Source organism: Bacteroides cellulosilyticus (assembly GCF_020091405.1).
In the GTDB taxonomy this organism is placed as follows: domain Bacteria; phylum Bacteroidota; class Bacteroidia; order Bacteroidales; family Bacteroidaceae; genus Bacteroides.
In genome coordinates, this window is record NZ_CP081903.1 from 3,348,432 (window position 1) to 3,371,890 (window position 23,459).

At 43.6% G+C, this 23,459-nt stretch carries 20 protein-coding genes; 9 read left to right on the forward strand and 11 right to left on the reverse strand.

Features of this window, described 5'->3' with window-relative positions; all coding sequences use genetic code 11:
* The first annotated feature begins 132 nt into the window (after window positions 1-132).
* Window positions 133-1,410 carry a rhamnogalacturonan acetylesterase gene (locus K6V21_RS12135; RefSeq protein WP_224321927.1) on the forward strand — a complete coding sequence of 426 codons (1,278 nt, stop codon included), beginning with the start codon at window positions 133-135 and terminating at the stop codon, window positions 1,408-1,410.
* A gap of 8 nt (window positions 1,411-1,418) precedes the next feature.
* Here the strand turns inward: K6V21_RS12135 and K6V21_RS12140 are convergent, their stop codons facing one another.
* Window positions 1,419-2,084 carry a Crp/Fnr family transcriptional regulator gene (locus K6V21_RS12140; protein WP_217714068.1) on the reverse strand — a complete coding sequence of 222 codons (666 nt, stop codon included), beginning with the start codon at window positions 2,082-2,084 and terminating at the stop codon, window positions 1,419-1,421.
* A 174-nt stretch (window positions 2,085-2,258) separates the two neighbouring features.
* Here K6V21_RS12140 and K6V21_RS12145 point away from each other — a divergent pair, with 174 nt between their 5' ends.
* The 3 genes from K6V21_RS12145 to K6V21_RS12155 all read left to right on the forward strand — a co-directional run bounded on the left by K6V21_RS12145 (window position 2,259) and on the right by K6V21_RS12155 (window position 4,169).
* Entirely contained in the window at window positions 2,259-2,858 is a 600-nt protein-coding gene (locus K6V21_RS12145; protein WP_007215438.1) for a MarC family protein, read from the forward strand.
* Window positions 2,859-3,264: 406 nt separating this feature from the next.
* On the forward strand, window positions 3,265-3,546 hold the full coding sequence (locus K6V21_RS12150) for a LysO family transporter (protein WP_007212699.1): 282 nt from the start codon (window positions 3,265-3,267) through the stop codon (window positions 3,544-3,546).
* Window positions 3,543-4,169, forward strand: a complete 627-nt coding sequence (locus tag K6V21_RS12155) for a lysine exporter LysO family protein (RefSeq protein ID WP_007212700.1) — start codon at window positions 3,543-3,545, stop codon at window positions 4,167-4,169. Before K6V21_RS12150 ends, K6V21_RS12155 begins: the two co-directional genes overlap by 4 nt.
* On the opposite strand, the gene K6V21_RS12160 is transcribed toward K6V21_RS12155, so the two are convergent.
* The gene (locus K6V21_RS12160) at window positions 4,164-4,865 is read right to left on the reverse strand and encodes a rhomboid family intramembrane serine protease (RefSeq protein ID WP_217714066.1); all 702 of its coding nucleotides are present in this window, start codon (window positions 4,863-4,865) and stop codon (window positions 4,164-4,166) included. The genes K6V21_RS12155 and K6V21_RS12160 overlap by 6 nt on opposite strands.
* 191 nt (window positions 4,866-5,056) lie before the next feature.
* Here K6V21_RS12160 and K6V21_RS12165 point away from each other — a divergent pair, with 191 nt between their 5' ends.
* From K6V21_RS12165 to K6V21_RS12175, 3 genes are read left to right on the forward strand one after another with little or no spacing between them, the layout of a single operon-like run.
* The gene (locus tag K6V21_RS12165; RefSeq protein WP_224321928.1) at window positions 5,057-6,997 is read left to right on the forward strand and encodes a glycogen debranching enzyme N-terminal domain-containing protein; all 1,941 of its coding nucleotides are present in this window, start codon (window positions 5,057-5,059) and stop codon (window positions 6,995-6,997) included.
* Between the two features lie 14 nt (window positions 6,998-7,011).
* Entirely contained in the window at window positions 7,012-8,283 is a 1,272-nt protein-coding gene (locus K6V21_RS12170; protein ID WP_217714065.1) for a glycosyltransferase family 4 protein, read from the forward strand.
* A gap of 18 nt (window positions 8,284-8,301) precedes the next feature.
* A complete protein-coding gene (locus K6V21_RS12175; protein WP_224321929.1) occupies window positions 8,302-9,720 on the forward strand; it encodes a glycoside hydrolase family 57 protein in 1,419 nt (472 codons plus the stop codon).
* Window positions 9,721-9,812: 92 nt separating this feature from the next.
* Here K6V21_RS12175 and K6V21_RS12180 read toward each other — a convergent pair whose 3' ends face one another.
* Together K6V21_RS12180 and K6V21_RS12185 are read right to left on the reverse strand one after the other, a co-directional pair.
* Window positions 9,813-11,342, reverse strand: coding sequence for a DUF4270 domain-containing protein (locus tag K6V21_RS12180; protein WP_224321930.1), 1,530 nt, complete (start codon window positions 11,340-11,342; stop codon window positions 9,813-9,815).
* Between the two features lie 20 nt (window positions 11,343-11,362).
* Window positions 11,363-12,187: a glycogen/starch synthase gene (locus K6V21_RS12185; RefSeq protein ID WP_007212707.1), complete on the reverse strand. Its 825-nt coding sequence runs from the start codon at window positions 12,185-12,187 to the stop codon at window positions 11,363-11,365.
* 246 nt (window positions 12,188-12,433) lie between these two features.
* On the opposite strand from K6V21_RS12185, the gene panC reads away from it, so the two are divergent.
* On the forward strand, window positions 12,434-13,279 hold the full coding sequence (gene panC / locus K6V21_RS12190; RefSeq protein WP_224321931.1) for a pantoate--beta-alanine ligase: 846 nt from the start codon (window positions 12,434-12,436) through the stop codon (window positions 13,277-13,279).
* A 27-nt stretch (window positions 13,280-13,306) separates the two neighbouring features.
* Complete coding sequence (gene panD, locus K6V21_RS12195) at window positions 13,307-13,660, forward strand: aspartate 1-decarboxylase (RefSeq protein WP_007212709.1); 354 nt, start codon at window positions 13,307-13,309, stop codon at window positions 13,658-13,660.
* A 199-nt stretch (window positions 13,661-13,859) separates the two neighbouring features.
* Here panD and K6V21_RS12200 read toward each other — a convergent pair whose 3' ends face one another.
* From K6V21_RS12200 to K6V21_RS12230, 7 genes are all read right to left on the reverse strand, one after another.
* Window positions 13,860-14,810 (reverse strand): hypothetical protein, encoded by a 951-nt coding sequence (locus tag K6V21_RS12200; protein ID WP_224321932.1) that lies wholly within the window; start codon window positions 14,808-14,810, stop codon window positions 13,860-13,862.
* A gap of 18 nt (window positions 14,811-14,828) precedes the next feature.
* Entirely contained in the window at window positions 14,829-17,135 is a 2,307-nt protein-coding gene (locus K6V21_RS12205; RefSeq protein WP_224321933.1) for a bifunctional dihydroorotate dehydrogenase B NAD binding subunit/NADPH-dependent glutamate synthase, read from the reverse strand.
* Window positions 17,136-17,362: 227 nt separating this feature from the next.
* The gene (locus K6V21_RS12210; RefSeq protein ID WP_217714059.1) at window positions 17,363-18,517 is read right to left on the reverse strand and encodes an AAA family ATPase; all 1,155 of its coding nucleotides are present in this window, start codon (window positions 18,515-18,517) and stop codon (window positions 17,363-17,365) included.
* A gap of 166 nt (window positions 18,518-18,683) precedes the next feature.
* Complete coding sequence (gene serS / locus K6V21_RS12215; RefSeq protein ID WP_224321934.1) at window positions 18,684-19,958, reverse strand: serine--tRNA ligase; 1,275 nt, start codon at window positions 19,956-19,958, stop codon at window positions 18,684-18,686.
* Between the two features lie 145 nt (window positions 19,959-20,103).
* Window positions 20,104-20,373: a 50S ribosomal protein L27 gene (gene rpmA, locus K6V21_RS12220; RefSeq protein ID WP_044262051.1), complete on the reverse strand. Its 270-nt coding sequence runs from the start codon at window positions 20,371-20,373 to the stop codon at window positions 20,104-20,106.
* 23 nt (window positions 20,374-20,396) lie between these two features.
* Window positions 20,397-20,714, reverse strand: coding sequence for a 50S ribosomal protein L21 (gene rplU / locus K6V21_RS12225; protein WP_044262049.1), 318 nt, complete (start codon window positions 20,712-20,714; stop codon window positions 20,397-20,399).
* A gap of 488 nt (window positions 20,715-21,202) precedes the next feature.
* Window positions 21,203-23,416, reverse strand: coding sequence for an HAD-IA family hydrolase (locus K6V21_RS12230; RefSeq protein ID WP_224322034.1), 2,214 nt, complete (start codon window positions 23,414-23,416; stop codon window positions 21,203-21,205).
* Between the last annotated feature and the right edge of the window lie 43 nt (window positions 23,417-23,459).

Here is a 23,459-nt window from a genome sequence, read left to right on the forward strand (position 1 = left end):
AATTCGCCCGGCTATCACGCCGAAAGGTACTTGTCACTTGTAGCTTGTAGCTCGTTACTTATCGCGCTTTGCGCGATAAATTATCATTTATTAATCTGACGAATTAACTAACTAACATAAAATGAAAGAAGTATGAGACAGCTTATTGCATTAATAATTTTAGGACTATCTATAACTTTGAATGCCGGAGCACAAAGTTACAAGTTCGACTTTACCTCCGGTAAGAAAACGAAGGACGGATATATCAAGATAACATCTGCTGATCGGTATACCAATGCGAAAGGCTACGGATATGATCTCTCTCCGTCTCCGGATGGAAAGAACCACACTCCTTTCTTCTTTTCAGTTGCCGTACCGGACGGGAACTATCACGTCACAGCCATCATCGGCAGTAAACGCAGTGCAGGAGAGACGACACTTCGAGGAGAATCACGCCGTCTCTTTTACGAAAATGTAAAAACAAAGAAAGGAGAATTGCTTCCTTGTTCCTTTACCATTAACAAACGCGATATCCACATCTCCGACAAAGAAGATGTGCGCATCAAGCCGCGCGAACGCAGCAAGCTGAATTGGGATGACAAACTGACTTTAGAGTTTAACGGAGATACTCCTCAGCTGACCGAACTAATAATTGAGCGTATAGAAAATGTTCCTACAGTCTTTTTATGCGGTAACTCCACTGTAGTGGATCAGGATAATGAACCCTGGGCAAGTTGGGGACAGATGGTTCCCCGTTTCTTTACCGATAGCATTTGCTTTGCCAACTATGCCGAATCCGGAGAGTCTGCCAATACTTTCATTGCTGCCGGGCGTTTGAAGAAAGCCTTGACGCAGATGAAATCGGGAGATTATATCTTCATGGAGTTCGGACACAACGATCAGAAGCAGAAAGGTCCCGGTAAAGGTGCCTTCTATTCTTTTATGACGAGTTTGAAAACCTTTGTTGATGAAGCCCGTGCCCGTGGAGTGCACCCCGTATTGGTAACTCCTACCCAAAGACGCAGCTTCGATGAAAATGGAAAGATTAAAGATACCCATCTCGACTTTCCCGATGCAGTGCGCTGGCTGGCGGAAAAGGAAAATATTCCTTTGATAGACCTGCATGCCATGACGCGTATTCTGTATGAGGCTATGGGAGTGGAGGAATCCAAGCATGCTTTCGTACACTATCCTGCCAATACCTATCCGGGACAAGACAAACCTTTGGCGGATAATACTCATTTTAATCCGTATGGTGCTTATCAGATAGCCAAATGCGTTATTGAAGGAATGAAACAAGCCGGATTGCCTTTGGTGAAGTATTTACGGACGGATAATGAAGGATATGATCCTGCCTGTCCGGATGCTCGCGAAACTTTTAAGTGGAATGAAAGTCCGTTTACGGAACTGGAAAAGCCGGACGGTAATTGAGAGAGGTTTTAGGGAATCAACCTCTCTATATCCGGAATCACTATTTCTCCCCGGTGTAATTCCAACAGGCCGTCTTCTTGCATGCCATTCAATGCTTTCGATACTCCCAATCGTGTATCATTGATGGCATTTGCAAGTTCTTCCATCTTGATTTTCAGTATCTTTTCTCCGGAAGGACGTTCGATGTGGGAGAGGATAAAATCTGCGATCCGCGCTTCGAGCTTCTCCGGAACTTTCGTCCACAAACGGTTATAGCACGTTTGGGCCCGGTTACTGATGATATTCATATAGTTGAGGCGGAAAATTTCATATCTGAACAGGTCGTTCATCACAAATGCCTTACTGATAGTTACGGTATTTACTTCTGTACGAGCTATGTGAGTGGATACGTAAGACGTATTCATGCCGAACAAAGATTGCGGTTCAATCAGGTATGGTGCCTGAAAATACTCCGTGAAGGTGTAAGAGTTATCTGTGGATGAGGTGGATGAAGCGATTTCCCCGTTCAAGATAAATATTAACTGTCCACATGTTGTTCCTTTTTTTACTAAAGTTTCTCCAGCTTTATGCTTGGTGAAATGTAATTTTACTTTTCCCAATATATTAGTGAAGTCCTCATGAGCGAGTCCTTGAAACAGTGGCAATTGGAGCAGGGTGTCATACATCGTTTCCATATCTTTATCAACTTCTTGTTTGAAAACAAATGTAAGCATAATCGCTATGTGCCGTAAACACTTTGCCTTTCTTTTTGTTTTTTTTATTATTTCTTAAACGTGCTATTCATTCAGGTAATTAAATCTTGCGGAATGCATAAAAATCGATTATCTTTGCAAAAAAAGGAGGGACACATGTTTGCAGCATTCAATTTACAACAAATGATCAGTGCTTTTATTGTACTGTTCGCAGTTATCGATATCATTGGTTCTATTCCTATCATCATCAATTTGAAGGAAAAAGGCAAAGAAGTGAACGCGCTGAAGGCTACGTTAATATCTTTTGCATTGTTGATTGGCTTTTTCTACGCAGGAGACATGATGCTAAAGTTATTTCATGTAGATATTGAATCGTTTGCCGTGGCCGGTGCATTTGTTATCTTCCTGATGTCACTGGAAATGATTCTGGATGTAGAGATATTTAAGAATCAGGGACCTATTAAGGAAGCTACTTTAGTGCCGCTGGTTTTCCCGTTGCTGGCGGGTGCCGGTGCATTTACCACCTTGCTTTCCCTCCGTGCGGAGTATGCCAGTGTCAATATAATCATCGCTTTGGTGCTGAATATGATATGGGTGTATTTTGTTGTTAGTATGACCGGGCGTGTGGAACGCTTCCTGGGTAAGGGCGGTATTTATATTATCCGTAAGTTTTTCGGTATCATTCTGCTGGCTATTTCGGTGAGGCTGTTTATGGCGAACATTACGTTGCTGGTGGAGGCGTTACATAAAACATAAATATTCTCCAGTTTTAATCTCTTGTTGAAATATGGCTTATACTGAGCCGTTTCTTTATTTTGTTGAATATATATTTGGAAAATATGCAGCAAAGCTATACCTTTGCGCCCAAATTCAAGACAATGATGAAACATTTATGTACATATAATCCTCTGAAACGATTGCTGCAGAACGAACAAATCTGTTGCTGTAGTGTCGTGCATGTACATTGGTTTAGCGGTTTCATCTAAGTTATCCTACATTATTTTTCTTTTTTGCCGGATACAATAATACCGGTATTCTATTTTTCAGTTACTAATTATTTTGTAATTGCGGTTGTTGTTGCATACTTGCCAGTGGGAGCCAAGGAATAAACTCCTCTGTCCGGCAGGTTGTTGCCCCGCGTATGATCTAAACTAGAGTTGATATGTTTAAAATACTTGGCCTGATGATCTTAGGCATAATAATCGGTTATGGTTTGCGTCGTATTTCGTTTTTGCGCAAAGTGGAGGTATCCATATCTTATACAGTATTTTTGTTACTGTTTGTTTTGGGCGTTACTATAGGGTCCAACAGACTGATTGTAGATAATCTGTTTTCTTTTGGATGGCAGGCAGCATTATTGGCTTTATCTGCTACTGTAGGGAGCATTTTGGCTTCATGGCTTGTATTAAAATTGTTTTTCACTTCTAAAAAGAAAAAGGTATGAAAGATAGTTTGATTGTATTGGGATTTTTTGTGGGCGGATGCCTTTTGGGAGCTTTGGGATATCTCCCGGTGGATTTGAAGACAGGTAATATGTCTATCTATATATTGTATGCATTGATGTTCCAGATCGGTATCAGCATCGGTTCCAATAAGGAACTGAAGAGCATGATTTCTCAGCTCCGCCTGAAGTTCTTGCTGATTCCGTTGGCTACTATCGGTGGAACTCTGCTTTTCTCTGCATTGGCCAGTCTGCTGCTTAGCCGTTGGAGTATATTTGACTGTATGGCGGTGGGAAGTGGTTTTGCTTATTACTCTCTTTCTTCTGTGCTGATAACACAGTTCAAGGAAGCTTCAATCGGACTTCAACTGGCTACGGAGTTGGGGACAATTGCTCTGCTGGCCAATATATTCAGGGAAATGATGGCTCTGCTGGGTGCACCGCTATTGGTACGATACTTCGGCAGATTGGCACCTATATCAGCTGCTGGTGTCAATTCAATGGATGTGATATTGCCTGTAATTACCCGCTATTCCGGGAAAGAGATGGTGCCTATAGCTATTTTCCATGGCTTACTCATTGATATGAGTGTACCATTCTTTGTTTCTATGTTTTGCAAACTATGATGCCGGGTCTTCTTCCGGTTTATTGCAGTCTGTTTTTACTTCTGTATTTTCTTCTTCCTCATATTCCTTCCCCTCTTCACCGGACTCTTCATCAGGTGTTTCTTCCTCATCTGCAAACGGGTCCGGTCGTTGAGGTCCGTATTCCATGAATGCTATGGCACAGATAGTGCCGGCTATCGCTCCGCTGAGGTGTCCTTCCCATGAAGTGGTTTCTTTGGCAAAGAATGGGAACATATTCCAGATAAGCCCGCCATATAGAAAGGTAACTAATAAGGAGATGGCAATCAATGGTACATGCTTTCGCAGGATACCGCTGAAAAAAAGGAAGAAGGCCAGGCCGTAGATGATTCCGCTGGCTCCGATGTGCCATCCCGGTTTACCTATAAGAAAGGTGAGCGCACCGCAACCTATCCAGATGGCAAAGAATATATAGGAAGCAATGTGCCGGTAAAAGTAGAACAAACACCACGACAGAAAGAATAACGGCAAAGTGTTTGCTAACAGATGCTTGAAACTGCCGTGTACTAACGGGTGCGCAAAGATGCCGAATACCCCTCTTTGTTCCATGGGATACACACCTAACCTCCTGAAATCCCAGTCCATACCGACTTCAAGGAACTTTAGCAAGTAAAGAATAAAAATGAGGAATAACGGTATAACTGCTGCCAGGGCTATCCGGCGTACATCTTGCTTCATGTTTCGTACTGGTTTCTGTTATTTTGGTACAATGCTACGAATATTTAAGTAAAAAACGAAAATAAATGAACTTTTTATTTTGCGTATTGTCTTTAATTTGTATTTTTGGCATCAGTACCATACCCGTAGGCATAGCATGCGAGGTATGGAACATGATACCTGAACAATTAACCTTTAAATAATGCACAACTATGAGTTATTTACGATTTGACAAGACTCTGATGATCAATCTGGAAGAATCTTTACCAAGGGAGATACTTCGGACAAATAAGTCAGGAGCCTATCATTGTACAACGATTGTAGATTGTAACACACGCAAATATCACGGACTGTTGGTGATTCCCGTCCCCAATCTTGACGATGAAAATCATGTGCTGCTATCTTCTTTAGATGAAACGGTAATTCAGCACGGTGCGGAGTTTAATCTGGGGCTGCATAAATATCAGGGAGACCACTTTAGTCCTAACGGGCATAAGTATATCCGTGAATTCGATTGCGAGCATATCCCGGCAACAACTTACCGTGTAGGAGGTGTTATCCTCCGTAAGGAAAAGATTTTTGTACATCATGAGAATAGGATTCTGATTCGCTATACCTTGGTAGATGCCCATTCGGCAACCACACTTCGTTTCCGCCCCTTTCTGGCCTTTCGCAGTGTACGCGAATATACGCACGAAAATCCGCAGGCGAACCGTGACTACCAATTGGTAGAAAATGGTGTGAAAACCTGTATGTATCCCGGCTATCCCGAACTTTTCATGCAACTGAACAAGAAGAATGAATTCCATTATCAGCCGGATTGGTATCGTGGCATCGAGTATCCTAAAGAACAGGAGCGGGGATATGACTTCAATGAAGACCTGTATGTTCCCGGTTATTTCGAAGTAGATATAAAGAAAGGAGAAAGTATCGTTTTCTCTGCCGGTATTTCCGAAATTTCTCCGCGTAAACTGAAACAGACCTTTGAGGCGGAAGTTGCTGACCGCACGCCGCGCGACAGTTTCTATCACTGTCTGCAAAACTCGGCACACCAGTTCCACAATAAACAGGGGGAGAACCACTATGTATTAGCGGGATATCCCTGGTTTAAGTGTCGTGCCCGTGACTTGTTTGTTTCTTTGCCCGGCTTAACGCTGGCAGTGGATGAACAAGATGAGTTTGAAGATGTTATGGTGACTGCCGAAAAAGCTATCCGGGAGTTTATCAGTGGAGAACCATCGAGTTATAAAATATATGAGATGGAAGATCCGGATGTATTGTTGTGGGCAGTATGGGCTTTACAGCAGTATGCTAAGGAGACCTCACGTGAACAATGCCGTCAGAAATATGGTCGTTTGCTGGAAGATATCATGGACTATATCCGTAGCCGTAAACATGATAATCTCTTCCTGCACGAAAATGGCTTACTGTATGCCAACGGGACGGAGAAGGCTATCACCTGGATGAATTCTACGGTGAATGGTCGTCCTGTAACCCCGCGTACGGGATACATTGTGGAAGTGAACTCTTTGTGGTATAACGCACTCCGTTTCATAGCCGATCTGGTTCGTGAAGGTGGCAATGTACATCTGGCGGACGAACTGGATGCGCAGGCGGAAGTAACCGGAAAGTCTTTTGTAGAGGTATTCCGTAATGAGTGTGGTTATCTGTTCGATTATGTGGATGGATTTATGATGGACTGGAGCGTCCGTCCCAATATGATATTTACCGTTGCCTTCGATTATTCTCCGCTGGATCGGGCACAGAAAAAGCAGGTGCTTGATATCGTGACGAAAGAGTTGCTTACTCCGAAAGGGTTGCGTACTCTCAGTCCGAAGAGTGGAGGATATAATCCGAACTATGTCGGTCCTCAGATTCAGAGAGATTATGCTTATCACCAGGGTACAGCTTGGCCGTGGCTTATGGGCTTCTATATGGAGGCGTACCTGCGTATTTACAAGATGAGCGGTGTATCATTCGTGGAGCGTTATCTGATTGGTTTTGAAGATGAGATGACGAGTCATTGTATCGGTTCGCTCCCCGAACTCTTCGATGGTAATCCACCGTTCAGAGGTCGCGGTGCAGTGTCTTTTGCCATGAATGTGGCCGAAATACTGCGCATCCTGAAATTGTTGTCTAAGTATAATTTATAAGAGGAGGAACGAAAATGAAAGTTTTAATGTTTGGATGGGAGTTCCCCCCGCATATCTTAGGTGGCTTGGGAACTGCCAGCTACGGTCTGACGAAGGGGATGTCCCAGCAGGAAGATATGGAAATTACTTTCTGTATTCCAAGGCCATGGGGCGATGAAGATCAGAGCTTCTTACGCATCATTGGCATGAATAGCACTCCGGTAGTGTGGCGTGATGTAAACTGGGATTATGTTCAGGGACGTGTAGGTTCTTATATGAACCCCCAACTCTATTATGATTTGCGCGATCATATTTATGCCGATTTTAATTATCTGAATACGAATGATCTCGGTTGCATCGAGTTTTCCGGTCGTTATCCGGCTAATTTACATGAAGAGATAAATAACTATTCCATTGTGGCCGGTGTGATAGCACGCCAGCAGGAGTTTGAGATCATCCACTCACACGACTGGCTGACCTATCCGGCAGGTATTCATGCCAAACAGGTATCCGGTAAACCGCTGGTAATCCATGTGCATGCCACCGACTTCGACCGTAGTCGTGGAAATGTGAATCCTACTGTGTATGCCATAGAAAAGAATGGTATGGATAATGCTGACCATATTATGTGTGTGAGTGAGTTGACTCGTCAGACGGTTATTAATAAATATTTCCAGGATCCCCGCAAGGTATCTACCGTGCACAATGCCGTTTCTCCGCTTCCACAAGAGATACAGGATATTGTACCGCAGAAGAAGCCGAATGAAAAAGTTGTGACTTTCTTAGGTCGCATAACCATGCAGAAGGGTCCGGAATATTTTGTGGAAGCTGCTGCTATGGTATTGCACCGTACGCGCAATATCCGCTTTGTGATGGCCGGTAGTGGTGATATGATGAATCAGATGATCCGTTTGGTGGCCGAACGGGGTATTGCCGACCGTTTCCATTTTCCAGGTTTCATGAAAGGAAGTCAGGTGTACGAAATGTTGAAAGCAAGTGATGTGTACATTATGCCGTCTGTTTCCGAACCCTTTGGCATTTCTCCTTTGGAAGCTATGCAATGTAGTGTACCGACTATTATTTCTAAGCAATCCGGCTGTGCCGAGATATTAGATAAGTGCATCAAGACTGACTACTGGGATATTCATGCTATGGCAGATGCAATTTATGCTATTTGCACTTATCCTGACCTTTACGAGTATTTGCGTGATGAAGGTAAGAAAGAAGTGGATGCTATTAAGTGGGAAGATGTGGGACTGAAAGTGCGCCGCATCTACGAAGAGGTTATTAAACAATATAATAGATAACAATAAAACAATATAGATATGAGAACGATCTGTCTTTATTTTGAGATCCATCAAATCATTCACCTGAAACGCTATCGTTTCTTTGATATAGGTACGAATCATTATTATTATGATGATTATGCCAACGAATACAGTATCAACGAAGTTGCCGAACGTTCCTATATTCCGGCATTGAGCACCCTCATTGAAATGGCGAAAAATTCCGGCGGCGCATTCAAAGTGGCTTTGTCTATTTCCGGTGTTGCTTTGGAACAATTGGAAATCCACGCGCCGGCTGTGATTGACCTGCTACATCAGTTGAATGATACAGGTTGTTGCGAGTTCTTGGCCGAACCTTACTCTCACGGCCTTTCTTCTTTGGCAAATGAAGATTGTTTCAAGGAAGAAGTGAAGCGCCAGAGTGCTAAGATGAAACAAATGTTCGGTAAAGCACCGAAAGTATTCCGTAACTCCAGTCTGATTTACTCTGATGAAATAGGAGGATTGGTGGCAAGTATGGGCTTTAAGGGTATGCTGACTGAAGGTGCAAAACATATTTTAGGATGGAAGAGTCCGCACTATGTGTATCATTGCAGCTATAACCAGAACCTGAAACTGTTGTTGCGTGATTTCAAGCTTTCAGATGATATCAGTTTGCGCTTCTCTAATTCCGAATGGAATGAATATCCACTGTTTGCCGATAAGTATATTGGTTGGATTGATGCTCTGCCACAAGAAGAACAGGTCATCAACATCTTTATGGAACTTAGTGCATTGGGAATGTCACAGCCGCTTTCTTCCAACATACTGGAGTTTCTGAAAGCGTTGCCTGCTTGTGCAAAGGATAAAGGTATTACTTTCTCTACACCGACGGAGGTTATCACAAAATTGAAATCTGTATCTCAACTGGATGTTCCGTATCCAATGTCCTGGGTAGATGAGGAGAGAGATACCAGTTGCTGGTTGGGCAACAGTATGCAGCGTGAAGCTTTCAATAAATTGTATAGTATTGCCGAACGCGTTCATTTATCCGATGATCGTCGCATCAAGCAGGATTGGGATTATTTGCAGGCAAGCAATAACTTCCGGTTCATGACGACGAAGAATAGTGGTATTAGCTTGAACAGGGGAATCTATGAGTCTCCTTATGATGCTTTTACTAACTATATGAATGTTTTAGGTGATTTCATCAAGCGGGTAGAATCTCTTTATCCGATGGATATAGATAATGAGGAACTGAATGCCTTGCTGACGACTATCAAGAATCAGGGTGACGAGATAGACGAATTACACAAAGAGGTGGAAAAGTTGCAGGCTAAGCTGGAAAAAGAAAAGACTGCTGAGGCAAAGGCTAAAGCTGCTACTGCCAAAGCTAAAACTCCTGCTGCTACAAAGAAAACAGCTGAAAAGAAACCTGCTGCGAAGAAAGCAACAACCAAGAAAGAGACTGCCAAGTAGTTTTCCTTCTTAGGAAAATACATTAATAAAAAAGCCTTCCGTTCTATTTGAGCGGAAGGCTTTTTTGTACCTTTACTTATTTTGAGGAGAAGTTATTTATTGAATCTAGTATAAGTTACTTCCAATTTCAGAGCTTCACCTTGTGGACCGCCTTTCAATTTAGCATATCCGGGTTGGAGATCGTTTTGGATACCTGTCATTGTACTGGAAGTACTGGAACTTGTAGTGTCGTAGGTGACTGAAACAGGTATCAGATATACCGTTCTCCAGTCTTTTTCCCATTCTTCCTGATTCCATTTATCGCCTGCTTCTTCTTTGGCTTTTTTCATTGCGGCATCTTTTCCTTGAATGCAAGTAGTAACTAAGCGGGCAATATTATTAAATGTGTACTGATTGGTTGCCACATTATTATGCTTTACGGTGTAAGACGTGATGTTGTCCGGCAATTTGTTTTCTTCGAAGAAACTCTTGAAGTCTACTTTGCGTAATAGCAAAACATTGCTTGGAGCACTCATGCTGAACTCATATGGACTGTCTTGCTTATTGTAATTGGTGAATGTCAGTTTCACCGCATTCAGTGTGTCATTGGATAATTCCTGGTAGATTTTATCATAAGGTAATTCAGCCTCTGTGAAGATTCCGGCGGGAGATTTAATATAAGTATGTTCGCCTTCTGCAGCAAGTTTTTTGATTTTATCCGAATTAAGGAACTGATTGGCCTGGATTACCTCTTTAGTAGAAGCAAACTCAGTCCGCCAAGTGTAAGCGGTAGAATCCTGACCCTCAAAACCTGATTGCTTCCGTTTGTAAGGAACGTTGGTAGCAGTATCTATTACAAAGAAGTGATATCTCATTTGTAAGTCTACGCGGTCTACATAAAGAACTGTTCCGTCACCATAGTCACTTTTGATATACACACCTTTGAATACATTTTTAATAAACTCTTTGGAGTTCTTGAAGTATTCAGGATGCTCTTTACTCAGATTAAACCAGTTGTTTCCATAAGTGTCCTTGTCCAGCGTAAAGACTACACTTGGATAGTAGGTCTTGTTGCCATATTCATCCGTTGCATTTCTTTCTTCGTCAGTTACGCTTGTATCGTAGGCTGTATAGGCTCTGCGACCTAATAATATGGGTAGCGCACCATTCGGTCTGTAATATTCTGCCGGTTCAATATTGGTATAGCGGTTACGGTCCAATTCGGTTTGTAACTCATACGCACTCATACGGCAGGCATTCAGCGAATCACCGAACCAGGTGGAATAGAAAACAACTAAACGTGCACCTGATATTGAATCGCCTGTCAGAATCCCTGTTTTTTTATCAAAATCATATTTTTCAGGGAATTTGAAGCCATCTATACAGTTCAACTCAGTCAGGAAACTCGCTTCGTAGTAACCGAAAAGAGGATCTGTAAAACGCCCTACGTAACCTGTACTGGTTTTAGCAAATACAGAGTCAGCGATAACGGAACGTGTAGTGACGGGAAATTCTGTGGTTAGTGCGGAAATACCGTCAGAACCGGGTAACATTCCTATTCCTAATGTACCGGTATTATCATCGCAACCAAAGAAAGTAAGGGTTGCTGTCAATAGCAGAGCGCCTAAAAACTTCACTTTCATAGTTTTCTTTGTTATCTTGTTTATTTTTGTTCTGTTTCCCATACTTTGTCGTAGAACTCATTGCAAGCATCGGCAAATGTTTCGGGAGTCTGATATTCTAAAATGGGTTTTCCGGATTGTCGAGCATATTCCATCACTTCTTCGTTGACTTTTTCGCTTTGCTGGATAATGCCGTCTGCATAATCAATGGCCAGTTTGCACAACGTAGCGTAGTCTACAGGAGCCTTCAGGTGAGCTACATCCTTCTTTGTAACACCTTTCAATACCAATCTGTTTACAAAATCAGCATTAAACGATTCTTTGAAGTCATCTTCGAAAACGGAGAATACTACTTTAGCGTCACGGAATGAGGGCTCGTCCTTATATGCTTTCTTTATATACAAAGGAGCTAAGGCAGTCATCCAGCCATGGCAGTGAATGATATCCGGGCACCAGCGTAACTTCTTAACTGTTTCCAGTACACCGCGTGCATAAAAAATAGCACGACTGTCATTATCTTCATATTCCACACCATTCTCATCTGCTGTTTCCAGGCGGTTTTGGAAATAATCATCGTTGTCGATGAAATAAACCTGCATGCGGGCAGACTGAATGGAAGCAACTTTAATAATAAGGGGGTGGTCGGTATCGTCAATAATCAGATTCATACCGGAGAGACGTATCACTTCATGCAATTGGTTTCTGCGCTCATTGATATTCCCCCATTTAGGCATGAATGTTCTAATTTCTCTGCCTTTTTCCTGGATTGCTTGAGGTAGGTTTCTGCCTACAAGGGACATTTCGGATTCTGGTACGTAAGGAGTAATCTCTTGGGTAATAAATAAAACCTTGTTCGCCTTTGTCATAATAACAATGTTCTCAATTATTCTGCAAAGATATAAAAAAAATCGGGCACTTGAGCAAATAAGGCGGCTCTATAATTCCTTATGAATTGTTAACTGCTTGTTTTTCAGTGCTACATTGCTTTAAAGCGGGTTGTTGTCCGAGTAGAACTTTTGCATTAATTTGCGATATTTCTTCTTTATATGCTAAATAATAGTTTATTTTGCACCGCTTTTGCGAACAACTAAGTTATTATATAACCTATAAAAATGGAAATAGTACATACTATCAAGGACTTGCAGGCCGAACTCTCGGCTTTACGGGCCCAAGGTAAAAAGGTAGGATTGGTACCTACAATGGGTGCCCTACATGCCGGTCATGCGTCATTGGTGAAGCGTTGTGTTGCAGAGAATGATGCTGCGGTAGTGAGTGTTTTTGTAAACCCGACACAGTTTAACGACAAGAATGATTTAGAGAAATATCCCCGTACGCTGGATGCCGATTGTGCTTTGTTGGAAGCTTGCGGTGCTGCGTTTGTGTTCGCTCCTTCGGTTGCGGAGATGTATCCTGAACCTGATACGCGCCAATTCAGCTATGCGCCGTTGGACACAGTGATGGAAGGTGCGTTTCGTCCGGGACACTTCAATGGTGTTTGCCAGATTGTGAGTAAGCTGTTTGATGCAGTGAAGCCGGACCGCGCTTATTTCGGAGAGAAAGATTTTCAGCAGTTAGCTATCATTCGTGAGATGGTGCGCCAGATGAATTATTCGCTGGAAATAGTGGGGTGCCCTATTATGCGTGAGGAAGATGGCTTGGCTCTGAGTAGCCGCAACGCACGTTTATCTGCCGAAGAACGCAAAAATGCTTTAAAAATATCGCAAACATTATTTGAAAGTCGTACCTTTGCGACTTCTCATACAGTTGCTGAGACTCAGAAGTTTGTAGAGGATACCATAGCGGCCGCTCCCGGTTTGCGTCTGGAATACTTTGAACTGGTGGATGGCAACACGTTGCAGAAAATTGCCAATTGGGAAGATACGGTGTATGCTGTAGGTTGCATTACAGTGTTCTGTGGTGAGGTTCGCCTGATTGACAATATTAAGTATAAAGAGTAATAAACCTAAAAAGAGAGATCAGACCTTATGATGATTGAAGTGCTGAAGTCGAAAATCCATTGCGCTCGCGTCACGGAAGCTAACCTCAATTATATGGGAAGCATTACGATTGACGAGGACTTACTGGATGCGGCCAATATGATTGCCGGTGAAAAAGTGTACATAGCCGATAACAATAATGGTGAACGTTTTGAAACCTATATTATTAAAGGCGAACGTGGTTCGGGCAAGATATGCCTGAATGGTGCGGCAGCCCGTAAGGTGCAGCCGGACGATATCATCATTATTATGTCGTATGCCTTGATGGACTTTGAAGAAGCCAAATCGTTCAAGCCGTCGGTGATTTTCCCTGATCCGGCAACGAACAAAGTGGTGAAGTAATTCTTCATAAAATACAAAAAGAGGAAGCCCCGTCTGCAACTTTTAGAATGCAGACGGGGCTTCTCTGTTATTGAGGATGTATATGGATGATCCTTTAAAGAGAGATTCCGGGGGGAAATGATATTGCTTTTTCCCATTCAAATCAAGCAATGTTTTGAGGGGCAACATTGCTTGTTTCCGGGTATAACATTGCTTGTTTTCATTGGCGAAGGCGGTACAGGTCACGGTTCAGCGTGTATACCTTCAGAGTTTGTCCCAGCATGAGTTTTCCAGTCTCGCTTAACCCTTTGACCGGAGTGTCTTTACTTCCGTATCCCTTCAGGATGGGATATAGCGTTGAGTAGACAAAGGGAGAGATGATCCCGTTTTTAGAGTAAAACAATCCATTGTGATAAAAGACAGCGTGAGTGATCAGATTGTATCCATTGACGAAAGCGATGATGCTGTTGTCGGGAAAAGCAACGTCTTTCACTTTCTTATAATGGCAGGGATAATCGGCTACATGTTCGAGAAAGTGTTCGAAGAAGGCATTCAGCTCTTCTGTCTTGCTGAAATTCGTATTGCGGGTAATGACAGGGTCCGGACAAATGCCGTGGGTGCGGAACAATGCATCCAATGCGTAAAAAATGCACGTTTGCGTACAGTTCATCAAGGTGTCTCGCGGACTCTTCATCCGTCTCATAGAGTCGGTTAGTGCGGAGATTTCCCTTTCGGTCAGCCCATCGACATCGGCAATAAAGCGCGTGTAGGGTGGAATTGCACTTTCCACTTCCAGAACACGGACTTTCCTTTTCTGTTTGTCGTCATATCTGTGATAGAATCGTGTATCGGGAAGCATGGCATAACTCAATGTGTCATTACCCCATATTGCCAGAAAAATAGGATAATCATCTTGGGGTGTCAGCCAACTGGCCTGCTGGATAGTATCAAGATGGTTGACGAGTGAATCTGTGTAGTTGCCGTTACCGAAAGGTACCATTCCCGGACTGAGTATCCAATCTTTTTTTTTCAGTATTCCTTCTTGCAATTCGTTGGTGTAGGACACTTTGATTTCGGGAAATGTTTCTTGTGCCAGGCAATTCCCGCAAGAAAGAATAAGAAACAGACAGTTCATAGCCCGAACTGCCTGTTTTCTTAGAAGCTTATTCATACAGATTGTTTTCTGTTTTTATCCTTTCAGCTGTTCATTCATAGCGGCAGCGGCCTTTCGTCCGTCGCCCATAGCAAGAATAACGGTAGCACCGCCACGGACAATATCGCCACCGGCATAAATGGTCGGGATGGACGATTGCATATTCTCGTTCACGGCAATTGTACCTTTGCGTCCTACTTCCAGACCTGGGATAGATGAAGGTACAATCGGGTTAGGAGATACACCTACGCTGACGATAGCCAGATCGATATCAATCGTTTCTGTTGCTCCCGGAATGGGAACAGGGCTACGGCGTCCGGAAGCATCCGGTTCACCAAGTTCCATCTTTTGCAGAATGACTTGTTCCACCTTTCCTTGTTCGTCGGCAATGTATTCTATCGGATTATGCAGTGTGAGGAATTCAACACCTTCTTCTTTGGCATGCTTCACCTCTTCGATACGCGCAGGCATTTCCTCTTCGGAGCGACGATAAATAATCATAGCACGTTCAGCACCCAAGCGGCGTGCAGTACGCACTGAATCCATCGCTGTATTTCCGCCGCCGATAACGGCTACGTTCTTTCCGAAAGGTACCGGGGTATCGGAATCTTCGCTGGCAGCATCCATCAGGTTCACGCGCGTCAGGTATTCATTGGATGACAGGATGTTGATGGAGTTTTCGCCCGGAATATTCATAAAGTTAGGCAATCCGGCACCGGATGCCACGAATACTCCTTTGAAACCTTCTTCTTCCAACTGTTCCACGCTGATGGTCTTACCGATGATACAGTCCTTAATGAAGTTAACCCCCATCTTGGCAAGATTGTCAATCTCTACATCTACCACCTTATTGGGCAGACGGAATTCGGGGATACCGTACTTCAATACACCTCCGATTTCATGCAGAGCCTCGAAGACAGTAACATCATAACCGTATTTCGCCATATCTCCTGCAAAGGAAAGTCCTGCAGGTCCGGAACCGATGACGGCAATCTTGATACCGTTCTTTTCCTTGATTTCCGGAACGGAGATTTGTCCGCTTTCGCGCTCATAGTCGGCGGCAAAGCGCTCCAGATAGCCGATAGCTACCGGTTGCTCCTTCATCTTCAAGTGGATACATTTAGCTTCGCACTGTTTCTCTTGCGGACAAACGCGGCCGCAAACAGCAGGCAGGGCACTGGTTTCTTTCAGTGTCTTGGCAGCTTCAAGAATTTCTCCGCGTTCTATGTTCTTGATGAAGCGGGGAATGTCGATACCCACGGGGCAGCCTTCCATACAGCCCGGATTGGCACAGTCCAGGCAGCGCTTGGCCTCTGTCAATGCCTGTTCTTCGGTCAGTCCCTGGTTCACTTCTTCCTTGCGGCTGTGTGAGCGGTACTCTGCGTCGAGCTCGTTCATTTCAACGCGCGGAATGGCAGTGCGTTCTTTCGGTTTCATGGCTTTGCGAAGTTCCAGACGCCATGCGGCATTGCGGCTTTTCTCATCCACTTCCTGTGTGGCTTCCGGCATGGCTTTGCATGCTTCGTCTTCTTCAAGCTTGTGCATTTCTTCACGTTCGATGCTTTTGAAAGCACCCATGCGTTTCAGCATTTCGTCAAAGTCTACCTGGTGGCCGTCAAATTCCGGTCCGTCTACACAGACGAACTTGGTTTTTCCACCGATAGTGATGCGGCAGGCACCGCACATACCGGTACCGTCCACCATAATGGTGTTCAGTGAAACGTCTGTCGGAATTTCATATTTTTTAGTCAGCAAACAAACAAATTTCATCATGATGGCGGGACCGATGGCGAAGCATTTGTTCACTTTCTCCCGTTTGATAACTTCTTCTACTCCTTCTGTGACCAATCCTTTGCGTCCATAAGAGCCATCGTCGGTCATAATGATAACCTCGTCTGCACTTTCACGCATTTCTTTTTCAAGGATAATCAGTTCTTTGCTACGTCCGGCAAGCACGGCAATAACGCGGTTACCGGCAGCTTTCAATGCTTGTACGATAGGAAGCATGGGGGCTACGCCTACGCCGCCACCTGCACAGACCACCGTTCCGAAGTTTTCAATGTGAGTAGCCTGTCCCAACGGGCCCACTACATCGGTGATGTAGTCGCCTTCATTCAGTTCGCAAAGGCGGGTGGAGGAGAGGCCTACTTCCTGCACTACCAAAGTGATAGTGCCGCGCGTAGTGTCTGCCGCAGCAATTGTCAGCGGCATACGTTCGCCTTTTTCGCCTACACGTACAATGACGAAGTGTCCTGCCTTGCGTGAACGGGCAATCAAAGGTGCTTCAATCTCCAGTTTAAAAACCTTTTCTGAAAAATGTTCTTTGCTAATGATTTTGTTCATTATCTTATAATTTTGTTGGTATAATTACGTAATTACTTTCAGATTGTTACGGTTTGCAAAGATACGGGTTATTTGGAAATATCAAAAGAAGTTCCTTTGAAAAAGCGATGTACTGATGTGGAGAATCGAAGTTATTGCAATATATGGTTATTCTGCTGGTTTGAGTTTCCGTCTTTATATGTTTTTGTATGGGAAACTAACTTGCTAATAGATGCTGAATTGTACGCTTATAGCTGCGTTTCAATTCCCTGTAACGCCCTTAAATAAATGCGTAATAAGATGTCGGGCACATAATAAACTTCGTTTTCTACTGTCAGCAAGTCGGCTTCCAGTAGTTTTCGCGTTGCTGCTTGCACGGCACTGGCAGAGGTTAGTGAGTGACCTTTGATGAAAGCGGCACTCATAATCTTGCTTGCCTGTCCTTCGGCGGCTATTGCATAGAGTACTTCCTTTTGTCTTTCGGGAATGCGCGACAATAGTTGTCGGTAACCGTCAGCAGCATCTTCAAGCATACTGTGGATGGTGTTGTACATCAGAGATTCTGTGCATTCGCCTTCCTTTGGTGTGTTGACGAAGGCTTCGTGGAAGGCTTTTTGCATATAGTAAGTGTTTCCTTCGAAGAGCCGGTAGGTGCGTAGTATTAAGTCTTCACAAATTGTCTTTTGATAAGTATTGAACCATTTCGTTACGAAAGGTATGTATTCTTGGGTGATTATGGGATGAAGCTCCATCATGTCGGTACTATTATAGAAAGGGCGTGCCGATGACTGGAATATTTCCGACACCAGATGACGTTCGCTTCCGGCAAAGATAAAATGGACATTTCCGAGGTGCTGGATGTGGGAACGGAGCAAGGCTTCCACATTCTTTTCGGGATATTTAGTTATCTGCTGGAATTCGTCGAATGTTACGATACAGGGTTTGTCTGCTTGTTCCAGACATTGAAATATCTCTTTCAAGGTGAATTCGGGTGTGGTGATGTCTCCTAATTCAAGGCTGAAAGTAGGGGTGTAGTTTATGGGGTCGAAGCCAAACTTTGCTTGTAAGGATTTTAATCCCTGTGTCAGCATGGTCAGCATCTTCCGGCTTTGGCTGCGTAAAGTCTCGAATACACTTTGTCCGAAAGCATAGGTAAATTCACGTAGGCTGGAGGTATGGAGTATGTCGATATAGAAGGTGTAGTATGCTTCGCTTATCTCCGGTTTGTCATAGCAGAAACGGACTAATTTAGACTTACCCATGCGGCGTGGAGATATGAGGCAGAGGTTGCCTCCTTGGGTTACGGTGCGGATGAGGCGTTTCGATTCTTCCTGGCGGTCACAGAAGTATTCGGCGGGAATAGCTCCGGTGAGGATAAAAGGGTTCTTCTCTTTCTGGGTCATGATGTATATTCATTGGATACACAAAGGTAATTATTTGTTTTGTATTATACAAATTGTATAATGCATATTGTATAATCTTAATAGAAAGGAAGAAGTTCGGATATATATACTAATGCGGGCGAATAATTATTCGCCCGCATTAGTATATATATATCAGCTGTTTTTCTCAGTCAATCATTTCAAATCCCGTATACGGCACCAATGCTTTCGGGATCCGAATACCTTCCGGCGTCTGGTTGTTTTCCAGCAAAGCGGCAACGATGCGCGGCAGTGCCAGTGCGGAACCGTTCAGAGTATGGCAAAGCTCTGTCTTCTTTTCTCCACTGCGGTAGCGGCATTTCAGGCGATTAGCCTGGTAGGTATCGAAATTGGATACCGAACTTACTTCCAACCAGCGTTTCTGTGCTTCGGAATAAACCTCAAAGTCGAAGCAAAGCGCAGCCGTAAAACTCATATCCCCCCCACAAAGGCGGAGTATACGATAGGGTAATTCCAGCTTCTGCAGCAGACCTTCTACATGATCCAACATCTCTTTGTGAGACTCTTTAGAATGTTCCGGCTTGTCAATGCGAACCAGTTCCACTTTAGAGAACTCATGCAAACGGTTCAAGCCGCGCACATCCTTGCCATAAGAGCCTGCTTCACGGCGGAAACATTGTGTATAGGCGCAGTTCTTGATCGGAAGTTGTTTCTCTTCCAGAATCACATCCCGATAGATGTTCGTCACAGGTACTTCTGCCGTCGGAATCAGATATAAATCATCTACTTCGCAATGATACATCTGACCTTCTTTGTCAGGCAACTGGCCTGTTCCGTAACCGGAAGCGGCATTTACAACAGTCGGAGGCATGATTTCCATATAACCGGACTTGCGGGCTTCGTCCAGGAAGAAGTTGATCAACGCGCGTTGCAACTGCGCACCTTTTCCTTTATAAACCGGGAAGCCGGCTCCTGTTATCTTCACGCCCAGGTCGAAATCTATCAAATCATATTTCTTTGTCAGTTCCCAGTGAGGCAGTGCGTCTTTGGGGAGTTCGGTTTCCATACCGCCCATTTTCTCTACTACATTATCTTCAGCACCTACACCTTCGGGTACTTCATCATAAGGTACATTCGGAATGGTATAGAGCAGGTTCTGCATATCTTCGGCAGCCTGGTCCATTTCGGCCTGCAACGTCTTGTTGGCTTCTTTAAGTTCGGCTACACGGCTTTTGGCAGTTTCTGCTTCCTCTTTCTTTCCTTCTTTCATCAATTGTCCGATGGATTTGGAAATCGAGTTTACTTCAGAGAGGTTATTATCTAATATAGACTGTGTGCTACGTCTTTTGTCGTTAAAGGCAATTACCTGGTCTATTGTTTCTTTCGCATTTTTGAAATGCTTCTTTTCCAGTCCGCGGATCACCGCGTCGGTGTTTTCTGTAATTTGTTTGATGGTAAGCATATCTTGATACTTTGTTTTGATTAAAATCTTGATTTGAGAGCACAAAGATAGTGTAAATCAGAAGTAATGCAAAAAAGAAACTATAAAAAGAAAGGGATACAATCCATCAGATTGCATCCCTCATCTTTATTTCTTATTCTGAAACTTACGCTTCTGTGCTTTCGGCAGGGATTACAGATACATAACGTCTGTCTTCCTTGGTTACTTTGAACTGTACAGTTCCGTCTACTAAAGCGAAAAGAGTGTGGTCTCTACCCATACCGATGTTGTTACCCGGGTGGAATTCAGTACCTCTTTGACGAATGATGATGTTGCCTGCTTTGCAAACTTCGCCACCAAATATCTTAACGCCTAATCTCTTGCTCTGTGATTCGCGGCCGTTCTTAGAACTACCGACACCTTTTTTATGTGCCATTTCTTCTTACTGTTTTAAATTGATTAAGCTACTACTTCTGTAATTGTTAACTCTGTGAATTGTTGACGGTGACCGTTCAACTTGCGATGACCTTTTCTTCTTTTCTTGTGGAAAATGAGAACTTTGTCACCTTTTACCAGGCTGGATACAATCTGGCAAACCACTTTTGCACCTTCTACAGTAGGAACACCTACAGTGATTGCACCGTCTTTGTCTACCAAAAGAACCTTGTCAAATTCTACTGTCGTACCGTTTTCAGCATTCTGGATGTGGTGTACAAACAGCTTTTTGCCAGCTTCTGCTTTAAATTGCTGACCGTTGATTTCTACAATTGCGTACATTTCTTATATATAATGTATAAGTTAGCTCCGTCGGGTGGTCTCTAATCACTTAGAAAGCACTTTGTCGAACCCGGTGCGGAATAATCGGGCACAAAAGTACTTCTTTTCTTCGGAACGGGCAAGTGTTTCATCTTCTTTTTGCGGAAAAAATGGTTTAGCTCCATGTTGTGTAAGGAAAGCGGAACGGTAGTAGTTTCCCGCTTACAAGAAGTTAAGAGTTTGTTGACAAGAAGTTAACTTCCTGTTGACAAACTCTTAACTTCTTGTAAACAGAAAATGGATGGTTTGTAACCTTTTGATAATCAGTAATAAAATGCTCTTTTGTAGAAAGCGGAGTGTATATAAAACATACTTGAGACCTGTTTGCTCCGTATCTGCTCCGTACCTGCTCCGTAGCAAATTCGGTTAGAGGTACCTTTAAACGAATTTGCTACGGAGCAGGTACGGTTCGGGTCCTATTTTGATGCGGACCGGATTTGCCTGAAAAACTACAAAAGCGGCTTTAGTATATAAACCGCCGCAACTATCAGTGCCATTACAATAATGGCAAAGATAATAAGCAGTATCAAACTATAGAAGAACATCAGTATTGTAGTCCAGAAACTTCTCCACCAGGTATATCCATACAGTTGCTTATAATCCAGGCAGAAGAGGGCAAAGATGAATAGTATGGGCAATTCGTATAAATCGCCTACCTGTGCACTGCCGTTGAAAGGAAGCACTATGATACTGAGCAAGAGTATCTGACAAGCAATATAAGCCTGTATAAAGACATGTTCTGTCAGATTGTAACGCAGTTTGTTCTTTTTCCGACGGAAAGCCATGAGCGTTGCCAGAGCAAAGAGGGGTAATGTGGCGATAATGCGGAATGCCTTGTTACCATGGCCCCAACTTTTCAGTAAGTTCCATACTTTTTCCAGAAAAGGTGTATTGTGAATGGCTTTTTCAAGCTTATTAAATACTGATGACCCACCTTCCAGAAGTTCATCTATGAGTTCGTCATCTTCATCACCATTTATTTGGAGGGTGATGTTATCCTTTTTAAAGGTGTTTTGGGTTTCCAGTTTTTCCAGATCCTGATTCAGTTCTTTTATTGTTTGGGCCAAAACCTCCTTTTGGTCTGGTTTCTTGGTATTTTTCATCTGTTTCTTCAATAGCTCACGTGCAGCTATCAGATTATTCTTCCGGATGTCCGTAGAATCTTCTGTTTCCAGATTTTCCAGTTTCTTATCCAGACCTTCTATCGTTTTATTCAGGATATTTTGGGTAGTCGGGTCTGTTGCTGTTTCTATACGTTTTTGTAATTGTTCACGTGCAGCGACTATTTCTTGCCTTTGAGCTTCCGGAGACTTTCCCTTTTTCTCTTTCAAGGCTTCAGGATCTACCAGTTGCACGGCCATGATGTAAAGGGCGGCAAGTACAAATAGTGTCTGGAAGGGGCGGAAGTATAAGATTCGTTTGCCGGCAATGAAGTCTCTGATCATGTATCCCGGGCGGTAGAGTAAATCCAGAAGTGTTCGACCAAAGCCATTATCAATATTGGTGAATCCTCCCAATATATTTCTGAATGCATTACTGAAGCGGTAGCGGGGAGTGTTCCGGCTTTGACCGCAACGGTTGCAATAGCTGCCCGTATAGACGGTATCACAATTCAGGCAGATATTACCTTCCTCGCTGATGGGAGGGATTTCCTTTCCGCGCACCATCTTGATGTGGAGAGCGCGAAGTCGTGCTTTGCAAGGAGACCACCAAGGTGAGATAAATTCCAAAACCCGGTTAGGGAGCACCCTGCGTTTGCTGAGAATGTACCAGAGCACCAGTATGAAACAATACATGAAAACATCACTGTCTCCGCCTTCTTCAAAAGACAGCCATAGCAATATTGCCAAAATCAGTATTTGCCAAATATTGATCATCTTTCTTCTGCGGGGAGCAGGAGAAATGGGAGAAGCGGAAACAGCCGGAACTGCAGGCGTACTGACAACAGGAGGTTGAGGTATCACTTTATTGGCAGTCGAATCCTCGTTGTCAGCAGATTGTTTATCATGGGTCGGTTGCTCGTCATTTTCCAGTAGTTCTTCCAGTGAACTCATGATCTTCCAGTGTGGGTATTTGGCTAATTCTTCGGTGGTAGTTACTCCATGGGTTACACCTGCAAAGTCTACACCTGCAGCTTTGGCTGTGGCAGCATCTACTGTACTGTCACCAATATAGAGGGTTTCAGCTTTGGTGACGTGTAATTGTTTTATGGCAAGTAGCAAACCTTCGGGCGAAGGTTTGGCCGTTTGTACATCTTCTCCGCCGACAATGATATTGAAGAAACTGCCGGGGAAATGTTGGTCGAGCATTTCCTTAATTCGGTAACGGTATTTGGTGGAGATGATACCTATGAATGCACCCGCATCTTTCAAGGCCAGCAGTACAGACTTGGTTTCCAGAAAAAGCACGGTGTTTATTGTCATGTGGGTGTCCGCTTCTTTCCTGTATTCACTTTTAAAACCGGCCAGCTGCTCTTCATCCGTCACTCCCGTCAGGATAGAAAAAGATTCTTCCAATGTTTTCCCGATGGTGCGTTTAATGTCTTCATCGGTCACATTTGTATAACCATGTTTATTGAGCACATTGCGAAAGCAAGTAACAATGCCGCGAGAAGAGTCTGCGAGCGTGTAATCAAAGTCAAAGAGATAAGTCGTATAGCCCATGTCGCTTTTTGCGGCAAAGTTATAAATTAATTGGAATTTTCTG